Below are 14,731 nucleotides of genomic sequence, written 5' to 3'. Positions count from 1 at the left end.
GAGGAGAAGAGTATGGTATTGAAATTAGAGCATGTCACAAAACGATTCGGGGACTTCACAGCAGTTAACGATTTATCCTTAACCATTCCCGAAAAAGAAATGTTTGGTTTCCTTGGTGCAAATGGCGCGGGGAAAACAACAACATTTCGAATGATTTTAGGGCTGTTAAGTCAAAGTGAAGGAAATATTACTTGGAATGGGGGGGGAATTGACTATTCCACAAGCCCACAAATCGGCTATTTACCTGAAGAACGCGGACTGTATCCGAAGTTAAAAGTAGTAGATCAACTAGTTTATTTAGCTAGATTGCGAAAAATGGATAAAAAGTCAGCGTTAAAAGAGTTAGATTACTGGTTGGAACGTTTTCGGGTACCAGAATATAAGAATAAAAAAGTAGAGGAACTTTCCAAAGGTAATCAACAAAAAATTCAATTTATTGCTGCGGTTATTCATAAACCTAGCTTATTAATATTGGATGAACCTTTTAGCGGACTTGATCCAATTAATGTTGAAATGTTAAAAGAAGCGGTCGTTGATTTGAAAAATTCTGGAACATCTATTGTCTTTTCTAGTCACCGAATGGAACATGTAGAAGAATTATGTGAACACTTATGCATACTACATAAAGGAAAGCCAGTAGTTGATGGTTCATTAAAAGATATAAAACGTTCATTTGGTAAAAAGAATTTAATTATTCACTCCGACTTCGACATTCATTTTTTAACTAATTTCCCAGGCGTAACGAAAGCAACAAAAACAGCAGAAGGTATGCAATTACAAATCGAAGGGGAATATGTAGCAGAAAAAATCCAAAAGGAATTAGCCGGTAAAGGTTTCATTCGGAAATTCGTTCTTGATGAGCCATCTCTGAACGATATTTTTATTGAGAAAGTAGGTGTGGATTATGAATAATTTTTGGATTGTACTTTCTCATACATATACGAGTAAAGTAAAAACAAAACAATTTATTATATCTACATTAATTACTTTAGGCCTTATTTTCGTGTTAGCGAATATAACAAATATTATTGATGCTTTTGAAGGTGACGGAGGTAATAAGGATAAAATTGCGGTGCTGGATGAAACTGGGCAATTGCTAACTCCATTTCAAAATATGGTTACGAATATAACAGAGGATATTGAAATTGTTCCTAATTCTAATGAGTCTGAATTAGAAAAAATGGTGTTAGACGGGGATTTGGATGCAATTGTCATCTTGCAATTAGACGAAAATGGGCTGCCAAAAGCTACCTATAAAGCAAAATCGTTAATGGATTATTCGTTGCCAGAGCAAATCAATCTTGCCCTTCAACAAGTAAGGATTGGCATCGTATCGGAGCAATTAAATTTATCTACAGACCAATTGCAATTGCTTAATGAACAAGCAGAAATGGAGCAGATTGCTATTGGGGAAAATGTAAAGTCTGAAGAAGAGATTAGTCAGGCTAGAGGATTAGTGTATATTTTACTATTCTTTATTTACTTTGCAGTAATTATGTATGCTAGTATGATTGCAACGGAAGTAGCTACAGAGAAGTCTTCAAGGGTAATGGAAATATTAATTTCTAGTGTTTCGCCAGTATCACAAATGTTTGGGAAAATAATTGGGGTGGCACTCGTCGGTCTTACCCAATTAGCCGTTTGGTTAGGTGTCGGTTATATCGCAATTAAGCAAAATTTAGATGAAATGACTGGTGGATTTTTCTCTGTCTTTGGCTTTGAAAATATTTCGCTTTCAACCATAATTTATGCACTCATCTTTTTCTTGCTTGGCTTCTTCTTATATGCTACTATGGCTGCCTTTTTAGGCTCAATTGTTAGTAGAATAGAGGATGTAAATCAGGCTGTTCAACCGATGATATGGTTAGTAGTTATTGGTTTTATGCTTGCTATGTTCGGTTTGTCTACACCTGATGCAACATACATTACGATTACTTCTTATATTCCAATATTTACACCTATGATTATGTTTATGCGAGTCGGCTTATTAGATCTTCCACTTTGGGAGCCACTACTAAGCATCGCATTAACGATTTTAACGATTGTATTGCTGGCAATCTTTGGTGCTCGGGTATATAAAGGTGGAGTATTAATGTATGGCAGTTCTAATGCGTTGAAGGATATTAAAAAAGCATTACAGTTATCAAAGAAAGAATAATATTTCTTGAATAGGCTGTCTGATAGGACGACTAACAAAGATGGTAGGAAGGTAAATGGCTACCGTCTTATGTTAGTACTACTTAGACAGCCTTTTTTATACTTGGAAAACGCCAGTTAGCAATGTATAATATTAACAAGAACATTCATTCGCTTATCATATTTGAAGTGTGAGGTGTCATGATTGAAGTCGATAAAATTTATCCACTGTGCAGATCTACATCTAGACAGTCCTTTTGTAGGTTTGAAATCTTTGCCAAAAAAAATATATGAATCAGTGAAACAATCTACTTTTCAATCCTTTCAAAAAATCATCGATTTAGCCATTGAAGAAAAAGTGGATTTCGTCATAATTGCGGGTGATATATATGATGGAGAAGACAGGAGTGTTCGCGCGCAATTGTTTTTTAAAAAAATGATGGAACGACTATTTGCCGTAAATATTCCTGCATTTATCGTCCATGGTAACCATGATCATTTAGGTGGTAAATGGATGAATATCGAACTACCGAGCAATGTTCATATTTTCCCTAGTCACGTAGAAAAAATTACCTATAGTACGAAAACGGATGTAAATGTATCCTTATATGGCTTTAGTTATAACAAAAAACATGTAGTGGAGAAAATAATTGATGATTATAAGAGAGAAGGGGAGGCGGATTTTCATATCGGACTTTTGCACGGACATGACTCGAATGACTTATCCCACTACGCTTATGCTCCGTTCACTGTTCCAGAATTACTTGGTAAGCACTTTAATTATTGGGCACTCGGACATGTTCATAAAACGAGAATATTGCATGAAGATCCTTATATTGTGTATCCAGGTAATATTCAAGGTCGGCATCGGAATGAGACAGGAGAAAAAGGCTGTTATATCGTACAAATGAATGAGTTCCAAACGAATATGCGTTTTATACATACTGCACCAATCATTTGGCATCAACTTTCCTTGCCTAGAGATAAATACGAACAGTTCGATGAATTATATACAGACTGTGTAAAAATTAAAACACAATATCGCAAAAATTCCCATACATTTATCGAATTAAAAATGAAAGAAAGCCAATTATCAGACAAACTAAAGAGTTTTGAATGGGATGAATTACTGACAGTCTTGCGAGAGGGCGAAGAATATGAAGTGAATTTTTCCTGGATATATTCGGTTATAGTCATTCCTAACAATAACGGATTACAAGTAGCGGATAGTCAATATTTTTTTCAGGAAATTGAGAGTATATTTGCCAATTTGAAAGATTGGCAGGAACCACTCAAACCACTTTACAATCACGCGCGTGCTAAAAAATATCTTACCAATTTTACGACGGAAGAGCAGCAAGAAATACTAGCAGATGCGAAGCAGTTGTTGTATGAGTATTTAAAAGGTTAAAGGGAGGGGGGAAGTAGTTGAATATTAAAGAAATTCATATATATGGTTACGGAAAGTTTGAAAACTATCATATAGATAACTTGCAACCTATTCAAGTAATTTATGGACAAAATGAGGCAGGCAAATCAACGATCATGTCTTTTATTCATAGTATTTTTTTTGGATTTCCAACAAAACAACAAAGTGAGCCACGTTACGAGCCGAAATTTCATTCGAAATATGGGGGACAATTAGTTATCGAGACAACTGATTTTGGTGTTGTTCGTATTGAACGAGTGAAAGGGAAAGCGACAGGAGATGTAACGGTTTTTTTACAAGATGGCTCTATTGGTGGAGAAGAATTGCTCCAAGAAATTTTACAACATATGGACCGTCAAACATATCAATCAATCTATTCATTTAATATTCATGGCTTACAACAAGTTCAAAAATTAAAAGGAGAAGACTTAAGTCGCTTCTTATTTTCAACAAGTGCCCTTGGCTCCGATCAAATAATGCAAACAGAAAGTAATATTACGAAAGAAATGGAACAATTATTTAGACCTAGCGGAACGAAGCCATTAATGAATATTCAATTAGAACAGTTGCGGGATAGTGATTTGAAATTTAATGAAGCAAAGGCAAAAATAGCTAACTATGAAATGTTATCATTGAAGGCTGAAAAAATAGCAAAAACAATAAAAAATTATGAAACGCAACTTGCAATGTTAGAAGGAGAACTTACGAAGAAACAAGCATGGAATCAAATATATCCATTAGTGATAGATAAAAGAGAGACAGAACAGCAAATACAATCTTTAGAGAAAGTTAAATTCCCTTTCAATGGGGTAAAGCGACTGGAACAATTACAATCTGCATCAATATTGATAGATAACCAACTCCCAGCTCTTATTAAACAAGAGGGAAATTTGAAAACCGAAATGGAAAAAATATATATTGACCGACAATTAAATAGCTACGCAGACGAACTTCAACTAATTATTGACGAACTTCCTTATTACCGTAAATCTGTCGAAGATGCTACAACGATAACAACAAAAATGAAGCAGTTAGAGACGGAATTGGAAATTAATCGAAAGAAGCTGCAATATTCGGAGTCTAATGAAAGCCTTCTGCAACTAGATTTAAGTTTTGCTAAAAAAGATATAGTAAAAAAACTAGAGTACAAGAAAAAACGTCTCGGAGAACAAAAGGAAGACTTGTTAGCCGAAGAACAATCCGTCCAAACAAAATTAGCGGAGACAGAGAAGTTTATTCACCAACTGAAAGAACAAGCGTTATCAGAACAGGAAAAACAGTTCTTAAAAGAAATGGTGAACGAACAGCAAGAAAAGCAAATAATTGATAATGAATGGCGTTGGATAAAAGAGCAATTATCCCATTTAGAAAAGTCTAACCAAAAAAGTAATTTAGTGAAACATCGAAATATTTTTATGCTAAGTATAGCACTACTTACTGTTGCAACACTCGCTTTACTAGTAATGCAACAATGGGATATAGCCACTGGAGTCGTAATTCCATTACTATTAATGATAGTAATTTACTTATTTTCCAATAAACAGGAAAAACAGTTTCAAATTATTTACCAATCTTTAAAAGAAAAAGAGAGTAAGTTGAGAGGAAAATTAGACAAGTTTTCCAGAAGCGAATCGAAAGCACTCGATGCAGAAGAAAAACTGCATAAAAATACGACAAACGAAAAACAAATAGAGCTAGAAATGATTCGACTTCATCAATTGGAAGAGCAATTTGAACATATTATTCAACAATACGAAAATTGGGAAAGTGAATGGAAGAACAATGAACTGAAACTAATAGAACTAGGCAAAGAATATTTCATTTCAGAACACTTAGCAACTAATCATTTACTGGAGTGTTTTGAGTTATTAGAAAGTATGCAAAAGATTTTAATACAGTTGAACCAATTAACAGATGAACGGAATGCGATAAAAGGAAAAATAGAAAAGAAGGAAATGAAATTGGCAAAGTTAACGGAGAATATCCGAGTAACTGGTTCAACATATGAAGAAAGAGTCATTTTTATTAAGCAGATGCTTGTGGAACAAATGGACCGTCACCGTAAAAGGGAAGAAAAACAAGCAAAGTGGAGAGAAGTACAACAACAAATTACGACATTGGAAATTGAGAAAAACAGTATTGAAAACCAAATGAATCAACTTTTTAATGAGGCTGACGCAGAAAATAAAGATTTGTTTTTACAAAAAGCAGAACAACGAAATCAACTGGAACAGTTAAAAAATCATCTGAAATTACTCGAGCAACAATTACAGCGAACACCATATAAGCTTAATATAAATGAAGATTTACCGTATTTTTCGGAAAAGGAGTTACAATCGATTGAAGCGGATATTGGTAAAATGAAAGGTGAGATAGAACAACTACAAAAAGATTTACTGTCTATCCAACATGAGTTGAAAATAATCGAGGAAAGTGGTTTGTACACCGACCTACTACATCAATTTTATGAAAAAAAATACGAATTCAATGTTCAAGCAAAACAGTGGGCTAGCTTAAGCATTGCGAAGTATGTTCTCCAAAAAAGTTTGGCAAAATATAAAACAGAAAAAATGCCAAGGGTTTTGCAACGAGCGTCTAAATATTTTACACTAATTACTAATGGACGATATAGTAATATTTTTATAGACTCAAATAGAGATACTCTTTATGTTGAGCAATCTAATGGAAAAATTTATACACCAGAAGAATTAAGTCAAGCAACTGGTGAACAGTTATATATAAGTCTCCGTTTCGCATTAGCTAATTCTATTAGTGAAACGGAAAACTATCCATTAATCATTGACGATGGATTTGTTCATTTTGATCAAAAAAGGCTGGAACAAACCATTACTTTGCTTAAACAACTTGCAAATAATCAACAAGTTTTATTTTTCACTTGTCACAGTGACTTAGTTAATCATTTTTCCACTGCGTTTCAGTTAAATCCTTAAAGGTTGGTAAATGAATAACAAAGGAAATTCTAACTATTACAATATTAATAGGAGGGCCTATGAAAAAAGGAATATGTTTTTATGATGCGGGCGAACAAGTTGAACAATATTTATTAATTAAATCTAGTACGAGAGGCATTGCCAGTAATGGTAAGCCATTTTTAACATTAATATTACAAGATAAGAGCGGAGAAATTGAAGCAAAATTATGGGATGTAACGGAGGAAGTAGAAAAACTGTATGTTGAACAAACGATAGTAAAAATAAACGGTGACATTCAAAATTACCGTGGCAAGCTGCAACTACGCATTCGTAAAATACGGCCACTCCATTCTCAAGAACAAATTGCTATTGAAGATCTTATCGAAAAGGCACCACTCGGAATGGATATAATGCAAAGTAAAATTACCCAATATATATTTGAAATGAAAAATCCGAACATCCAAAGACTTACACGTCACTTAATAAAAAAATATAGTAAAGAATTTTTCGAATATCCAGCAGCAACGAAAAATCATCACGAATTTTATTCTGGATTAGCTTATCATGTCGTATCAATGTTAGATTTGGCAAAGGCGATTACAGCATTATATCCTACATTGAACGTAGATTTATTGTATGCAGGGATTATTTTACATGATCTTGGCAAAGTGATGGAATTATCTGGCCCTATTTCAACCACTTATACGACGGAAGGAAATCTGTTAGGTCATATTACGATCATGGTAAATGAAATTGGAAAAGCAGCTGAAGAACTAAACATTAATGGTGAAGAAGTACTCGTACTCCAACATATTGTCCTTTCCCTTATCTATATACGAGTGAGAAACGAAATCAAAAATACATATAAAAGTACGTTTGGAACCCTTATATATAAGGGTTCTTTTTGAGTTCTCACATTATAAAAAGTGAGATATAATGAAAATATAATATTTGGAACGTGAGGGGGGCTAAAGTGTATATACCTCTTGATAAAAAATTTACATGGTTACCAAGAGAAGTAATAGTTGAAAGTGAAAGGGTAGGAGGAAAAATAGAAAGTACCGATATAGTGCTAATTGGTTTAAAGAATAATCTAACCGGACATATTCTACCACATCCTATTTCAAACTTTATTGTTAAGTGTTATAAAAATAATCAGTTAGGGCCAAGTACTCAACTAAGGGCGGCAAGAATAATAAGTATGTTCCTAAACTACATTTATACTCAGATTGAGGATGAAGATGATGAAGATATAGAGAAGAAATACAGTCAGTTAGAAGGAAAAGGAGTAAGGGCGTTAGAATTACAACACGGTGCAGATTTTATTACATATGGTACATACTTGGGAAGAAACTCAGAAACTATAGCATATTGGGAAACTACTCTTACAAGATTCTATAACTTTTTAAAAGAACAGGACTTAATTGATCAAGATCCTAAGATAAGAAAAACTACTAATAAAAAGGGTGATGAAATATTAATATCACCATTTGGAAATTCTGTTTTGGATATAGAAAGGCCAAATAAAAAGCAAGATGATTACATGACAACGTTAAAGGATTTTGGTGAAAACAGATATGACTTGGTAAAGTTATTTATTGATATAGCAAGGTCAGAAGCATCAGAAATAGCTTTAGGCATATACTTTCAGTTCTTTGGTGGATTACGTGTAGGAGAGGTAGTGAATCTTACAGAGAGTGCATTAAAGCCAAAAGGGTATAGAGGAACTGATAGTAGATCATTTTTTGTTGATATAGATGATCGTCAGGAGAAGCTATTTCCAAACTTGATTAATAACAAATATAATCAAGTAAAGAGACCAAGAATTCAATATATTATACATTCAAATCTTCTCAATCAATTATATGAAGCTCACGATTCAAAACTAGAAGATTTAAAGTTGAAAAGAAAGTTAAAGATTGATGATTCTTTATTTGTATCTTATAAAACAGGTGTACCGATAAGTGGACCAAACTATGCTAAAAAGTTTAAACGTGTTAAGGAAAAATTTTTAGAAGAATTGAGAGAAAACAGATACTACGAGGATTTAGAGTTCCTTGAATCCTTACCGTGGAGTACCCATATTGGTAGGGCAGTGTTTACTAACTTTTTAATAGATCAAGGTTTAGGTATTGAGGAAATTAGGGATTCACGTGGGGATAGAAGTTTATTATCAGCTATAGATTATTTAGAAAGAAGGGTAACGAGGAAAAAGATTAAAGAAATGATGGAGAAGATAGCAAAAAAATTTGGAGGCGGTGAAGACCAAGAAGGCGAATTGGATTCAAATTTATCGTTAAAGCGAGAACAGAACATTGAGTTATACAATAAGGTCATGAGTAGGTGGAGAGAATATTAAATGTTAGTTAAGATAAATGAACTGAGCAACAAAAACAGTCCTTATTTTCAATTGGGAGTTAGGCGGAGAGGAACGGAAATTTTAGAAAAACATGGTGTTTTGGATATTGTTGACATTAATAGAGTGAAGTATGTTGAATTAGAGAAATTATTAAAGCATGTGGAATGGGAGAAAAATTTTATTAAAGAACATTTAATAGATCTAGATGTTTGGAAATTATTAGGTTCAAATTCTAAGAAAGATTCTTTACGTTCTTCAGGAATAAAGAAATTAATTTCCTTAGTTGACTTAGGTTTAATTGATATGGTTGAGCTGAAATACCCTCTCATTTCTATTAGAGATAACAAATATAAAAATATAAAAAGATTTTTTAAGAAGTCTAGTCTTGAATGTTTTTTAAGAGATTATATAAAACTAAATGATGCTAAGAAATTAATGGGAAAATCAGGTTTTCAATATACACTATCAATTATAAGAGAAAAAGGTATTCCAGTAATTCAGCTTTCGGAAAAATATGATATGACCTTTGTAAATAAGGAAGCAGTAATGCAATTAATAGAAGATGGGCAAAATAAACTTACACGTGAAGAAGTGAAAGGACAGCTCAATATAGTTGATTTACCAGAATACATAAGCAGGAATCAAGCAAAATTGTATTTAGGATTTACAAATAAAAAATTTGAGCAGATTATTAAACTTGGATTACTGAAAGTAGAAACAATTGAAAGTAATGGTAAGACACTTTATAAAAAATCACAACTAGTAGATTTTAAGAAAATACAAGAAATTTGGGAAAGAGAATTTATAAAAGACCATTTAATTGATTTAGAGGTCTGGGAAAGATTAGGATCTAATTTACCTAAAGATACACTTAGATCTGGTGGAATTTTTAAATTAATTGAATTAGCGGATAAGGGGTATATTGAATTTGTCAATTTAAAATATCCTTTAATATTTATTAACGAAAAAAAATATGAAAATATCAAAAGATTTTTTACAAAAAGTAGTATAGTGAATTTCTTATGCAACTACATTAAGCTTGAAGAAGTTATGGAAAAATTAGGTAAATCAAATCTTATTGATACAAATAAGTTCCTGAAAGTAAATGAGGTAGAAGTTGTAAAAATTGGATTCAAACTTGAACTTGCTTATGTGAACAAATTTGATTTTGAGTGTTTAATAGAAAAAAAGAGTAAAAAGATAACTTCGGAAGAAAAGTTACAACAAGATTTAGAGGAATCAGAGTACTTAAATAGAAAACAAGTAATGGCCTACCTAAATCTCACAAACAAGAGAATAAAACAATTTCTTGATACGGGTCTTTTACGGGTAGAAAAGAAAGTTCACAACAACTTAACACTGTTTAGTAAATCTAAAGTAATCAAGCTTAAAGAACAACAAGTGAAGTTATTAAGCATCATAAATGAAAAATGGTATACCCGTAACGAAGTGTTAGAAAAATATAATTATGATCCTGACGCGCATGATGTTAGAAAGACAAAAGTCCCTGTATTAGTTGCTAGTGACGTTAAATTCCTAAATAAAAGGATCATTTATTTGAAAAGTTCTGTAGAAGAAAATTATAAAAGATTACAATATAACCAGCAATACTATATGGATGTAGGGACTATTTATGATAATGTAAGACACCGCCTACAGATGGAAAATTTTACTTTTCCAAATCATCTTAGAGAAACCGAAAAGCTATGGGGAATTTATATTAAGAGTAAATCCAGTGAGTGGAATCCCAATACTTACGATGATAGATTACAAAGAATAAACATATTTGTTAATTTAACTAAAGATATGATCACTTTCTTAACGAAGGAAATTTTTAATTGCTCTTCTAAAGAGTTGAATATTGCCTTTTTTAATAAAAAAATACAATTACACTATCAAAAACATTTATATAGTTTTTTGCATGCTATTCATATTTCACAAAAAATGCAAAATAAGGTTACTTTTAGAATGAGCGAAATAAATAATCCTTACGAACGTGAACAAAAACGTAAAACAAAAGAAATATATTCTCCTGAAGAATTTCGTCAATTTTTTGAATATATTTCAACAGAGGAAAATGTTAGTTTGCATAAAAGAAAAGCCATAGATAGTATAAAAAAGGCAGTACAAGCGAAGGTAGAAAAAAGAAATATTAATTTTGTGTATGATCGTTATGATTCTGCATGGTTATTCGTTTTACTTCATTTAACAAATATTTGGAGAACTCCAGACTATATTAGTTTTCCTAGAGTATCTTTTAAAGATACTTCAATAGAACCGACAATAGAATGGATAGAGAATAATGAAATTAGTAAACCAGATGCAGAAAGGTTATTACGTAGGCTTCAAATTAAAACATATAACTTCTCTAAGAATGGTGTGGATAGATATTTATTTATACCGGATAAATTATTAATGGCTTTTGCGAGCGCTATCACGCTTTGTGAAATAAGAACAAGATTATTAAATAATATTAATGAATCTATAATTAATTTTATGACTTCAGATAATAGATTTAAAAATAAGCCAAAGGAAAGTTTTTTTGAGGATTTTAAAGGAAATGTTGGGTTTGAAACATTAAAAATGAACCGAACAGTATTCTCATTTACAATTAGTATATCGAAGGAGGAAAATGGGCCTCATGAATTAGAAATCCTTAAACAATTTCGAGGACATAAAAATATAGAAACGTCAAATATTTATTGGCTTTTTACTCAAGAGGAAATAAACTTCCTTACATCGCAGCTTTTCTCAAGATATGATCATTTTGGATTTATTGCAGATACTTTTACTGATATTTTATTTGGAGAAACAACATCACTTGAAGAAAAAACGAAACAAAATAATGAGCTTGTAGATTCTTTCGGTAATATATTTAAACTTGAGACACTTGCAACTTTTCTTTTAACTGCAACTAATGATGAAGAGATATTAAAAGAAATAATTTTAGAAATGGACTCACGTGATATTCAACAAAAATATGAAGAAATACTGTTTATGCAATTACCCAGTAAAGAAAAAGATGTTCAATGCTTGATTGGGAAATCGAACTGTCCATATCCGGGTAGAAACTGTTTAGGAGGCTGCCATTATTCAATACCTCATTTTTATGCCATATCTGAGTTAACTAGGCTACTATGGAATGATTTCGAATTTATCCTTAATGAGTTTTCAAATCTTAAATACAAAGGTGATAAAGAAAGATTTTTAATAAACTTCGCTGGTCGTCTTAGATTATTTAAAAATGCTGAGCGTAAATATGGGAATGTTGTTTACGAGTTTTTAAAATTAGACGAGGAAAAGTGGAAATTACTTTTAAGTGAATTACCGGAGGATTGGCAACTATTTTTAAGTGAGAATCGGAGTCTTATTGGCACATAGATTTAGGAGGGGAGTTATTTTGAATGCATTATTAAACTATGAATTTACAATAGATGAATCAAGTAATGAGGAATTTGACCTTGATTATAGTATTGAGGTTGCAAAAGATAATATTGATAGTTATTTGGAGAAAATTACAATAAATTATTTTACCAATTATTCTTATAAAGATAACGTTTGGTATGTTTATAATGAGAATCAAGATACTATACTGACAATCGATTTTCTTAAATATAAAGAGTATAAAAATGAAAAAATGCTTGATGTATTAAAATGTTGGGTCTCCACTTTATTATTAGAGTATTCAGGTGGTACTGTACAAAGCCATTTCCGATATTTAGTTAGAATATTAAATATGACTGATACTTTTAATATATCGAATTTGGGTGATTTAGAGGACTATTTACTAACTGAGATTACTGAGCAAGTAAAATATTCAACGATAATATCTATATTTAACTTTTTGGATTTTTATGACGAATTAGATACAACAGATGAATATATTGGGTTAATCAGTGAGCTACATAAAAAATTCGAATCTAAAACTAGAGCAATCCCTTCTAGTCGTGATTGCTTAAAGTTTTTATTTGTTTTGAATGACTTTTTTTCCAGTAATCCTAAAGATGATTGGAGATATCTATATTTTTCACCAATAAGAATCTGGTGGATATTAACGACAAAAATACCAATGAGAATAGGTGAGTTTTTAAAAATCAAAAGAAATGACTTAAAAATCGAAAGTAATCGATACTATTTAAAACTGCCAAGAGCTAAACAGAGGAATAATAAAAAAAGAATTCAGGTCATTGATAGAATTGAAATAGATGAAAGATTCTATAATATAATTAATAATTATGTTGTTGAATCCGATAAGTTTGGAGAATCCGAAACTTTAATATCTTTTAAAGCTTACAGAAAAATGAGAGATAAGTTAGTAGGATTGAGTTCCAATAAGAAAAGAAATGATAGAAGAATTAATCAAGATGCCTTTTCAAATATGTTATATGATTTTTATGAAACTATTATTAAAAATCCCCCGTATAATTTCACATTAAGAGATATTGGTAAAGATGATATAGAAACAATATCTAAGAGTCGAAAAAATGGTATTATTTTTGATATAGAGCGACGATTGAGGCCAAATGATACTAGGCATTTAGCTTTTATGTTTTTAAAACTTCAAGGCCTTCATCCTGTGGAAATTGCTAGATTAGGTGGACATTTATCGCTAAAAGCACAAACTCATTACTTTAAACATAGAGAGTTTGAAACCGATTCTTCCACATTTCAGCTGCTACGATTATTTGATATTGAAGGACAATATTTTAAGTCTAAATTTTTTGAGACAATTAAAGCGCCTTCAACTAGTTCAAAGATAGATGATGAATTTAGACGTAGATTCATCTTAAAGAATCAGGAGCCTGATCAGGAAAAGTGGGATAAGTTGGATATTGGTTGGTGTACAGCAACTACTAAAAGATGTAAACCATATTGTTTTGTATGTAAAGAATATTGGAAAATAGAGTATGAAGAATTTAAGGAAAAATACAATGAGATTGTAATGTGGATGAATTCTGTAGAAAATGATGCTCTAAAAGTTTACAATGCTTTAGGGCAAATACACGAACAAATACTGAGTAATAAATTGGAACAAATCGATTTGAACTTACGGATAAAACAAGTATTGAACACTAAATCGAAGGAATTAAAAGATTTATTAGAAAGTATTGGAGTTTGTGTGGATCATATTTATGAACAGACAGGGGTGAATCTCAGTTGGCAAACAAGTATCCAAAAGACAAAATCGATGAGTTACTTGACAGATATGTAGAAGAAAATAAAGTTAAAATTATAAATAAAAGGCCATTTGCTGAATATGTTACGGAATTATATAAAAAGGGAGAACTTGATTGGCTAAGTAAACCAATCCCTGAATATTACTGGAGAAAAGCTGCGTATGATGGTTTTCATGAAATAGAAAGATATAATGAAGCAGTAAATACTCCAATTCTAATGGAAAATGAGAATCCCGTCATTAAACTCCCAAGTATAAAAGATTCAATCGCAAAGTTAGGTAACGATCCGGAAAAACTCTTTAAAACGTTAGAGCCATATGAGAAAGAAATTAAATTACTTCTAAAAAAAGAAAAGAAAAATGAGAAAAAAATTAAAGATTTAAACGAGAAAATAATAGAACAGAGGAAAAAAATTAAAGAATTGAGGGACTTAAACAAAGAAGCTCAATCTACTATTTATAAGCTTTTTTATTATGGTAAAGATAGAAAAGAGAAGAATCTAGTAAACCTACTAACTACAACAAAAAATTCAACAAAACCTGTTAAGAGAGCATTAGAAAATTTATTTAATCATAATGCATTTGAATTTTTTGAAATAGAAAAGGTGGATAAGAATTCAAAGGTAATCGACATAAAGGAACATAAAAAAGAATCGGCAAGTTTGGATCTTTGGAAGGACCTTTAGAAAAAAAGCCCT

General features: G+C 31.5%; 8 protein-coding genes and 1 pseudogene. All 9 read left to right on the top strand.

Translation table 11 applies throughout. The features are described 5' to 3' along the window. Window positions 1-12 precede the first annotated feature (12 nt). The 9 genes and pseudogenes from BN1242_RS05180 to BN1242_RS05140 all read left to right on the top strand — a co-directional run bounded on the left by BN1242_RS05180 (window position 13) and on the right by BN1242_RS05140 (window position 14,719). Window positions 13-912, top strand: a complete 900-nt coding sequence (locus BN1242_RS05180; RefSeq protein ID WP_062352333.1) for an ABC transporter ATP-binding protein — start codon at window positions 13-15, stop codon at window positions 910-912. Further along, complete coding sequence (locus BN1242_RS05175) at window positions 905-2,158, top strand: ABC transporter permease (protein WP_062352331.1); 1,254 nt, start codon at window positions 905-907, stop codon at window positions 2,156-2,158. The genes BN1242_RS05180 and BN1242_RS05175 overlap by 8 nt, the downstream gene beginning before the upstream one ends. A 183-nt stretch (window positions 2,159-2,341) precedes the next feature. Beyond that, window positions 2,342-3,547 carry a metallophosphoesterase family protein gene (locus BN1242_RS05170; RefSeq protein WP_062352329.1) on the top strand — a complete coding sequence of 402 codons (1,206 nt, stop codon included), beginning with the start codon at window positions 2,342-2,344 and terminating at the stop codon, window positions 3,545-3,547. 17 nt (window positions 3,548-3,564) lie between these two features. Beyond that, the gene (locus tag BN1242_RS05165; RefSeq protein ID WP_062352327.1) at window positions 3,565-6,516 is read left to right on the top strand and encodes an ATP-binding protein; all 2,952 of its coding nucleotides are present in this window, start codon (window positions 3,565-3,567) and stop codon (window positions 6,514-6,516) included. A gap of 59 nt (window positions 6,517-6,575) precedes the next feature. Beyond that, window positions 6,576-7,322: pseudogene (locus tag BN1242_RS05160) on the top strand (OB-fold nucleic acid binding domain-containing protein); the annotation flags it as partial. Between the two features lie 149 nt (window positions 7,323-7,471). Next, window positions 7,472-8,857, top strand: coding sequence for a site-specific integrase (locus BN1242_RS05155; RefSeq protein WP_062352322.1), 1,386 nt, complete (start codon window positions 7,472-7,474; stop codon window positions 8,855-8,857). Beyond that, window positions 8,858-12,238: a hypothetical protein gene (locus BN1242_RS05150; protein WP_062352319.1), complete on the top strand. Its 3,381-nt coding sequence runs from the start codon at window positions 8,858-8,860 to the stop codon at window positions 12,236-12,238. A gap of 19 nt (window positions 12,239-12,257) precedes the next feature. Next, window positions 12,258-14,069: a hypothetical protein gene (locus BN1242_RS05145; RefSeq protein WP_062352317.1), complete on the top strand. Its 1,812-nt coding sequence runs from the start codon at window positions 12,258-12,260 to the stop codon at window positions 14,067-14,069. Then, complete coding sequence (locus BN1242_RS05140; protein WP_062352314.1) at window positions 14,015-14,719, top strand: hypothetical protein; 705 nt, start codon at window positions 14,015-14,017, stop codon at window positions 14,717-14,719. Before BN1242_RS05145 ends, BN1242_RS05140 begins: the two co-directional genes overlap by 55 nt. The last annotated feature ends 12 nt before the right edge of the window (window positions 14,720-14,731 follow it).

The sequence above is a fragment of the Bacillus kwashiorkori genome, from assembly GCF_001375515.1.
GTDB classification, from domain to species: domain Bacteria; phylum Bacillota; class Bacilli; order Bacillales; family Caldibacillaceae; genus Bacillus_BK; species Bacillus_BK kwashiorkori.
The sequence above is the reverse complement of the archived record's forward strand: the minus strand, read 5'-3'. Positions and strand labels throughout refer to the sequence as shown.

What these genes read in the sequence shown, in the direction of transcription:
- BN1242_RS05150 (WP_062352319.1), top strand. Translation starts at nt 8,858, where the DNA reads ATGTTAGTTAAGATAAATGAACTGAGCAACAAAAACAGTCCTTATTTT.
- BN1242_RS05180 (WP_062352333.1), top strand. Translation starts at nt 13, where the DNA reads ATGGTATTGAAATTAGAGCATGTCACAAAACGATTCGGGGACTTCACA.
- BN1242_RS05175 (WP_062352331.1), top strand. Translation starts at nt 905, where the DNA reads ATGAATAATTTTTGGATTGTACTTTCTCATACATATACGAGTAAAGTA.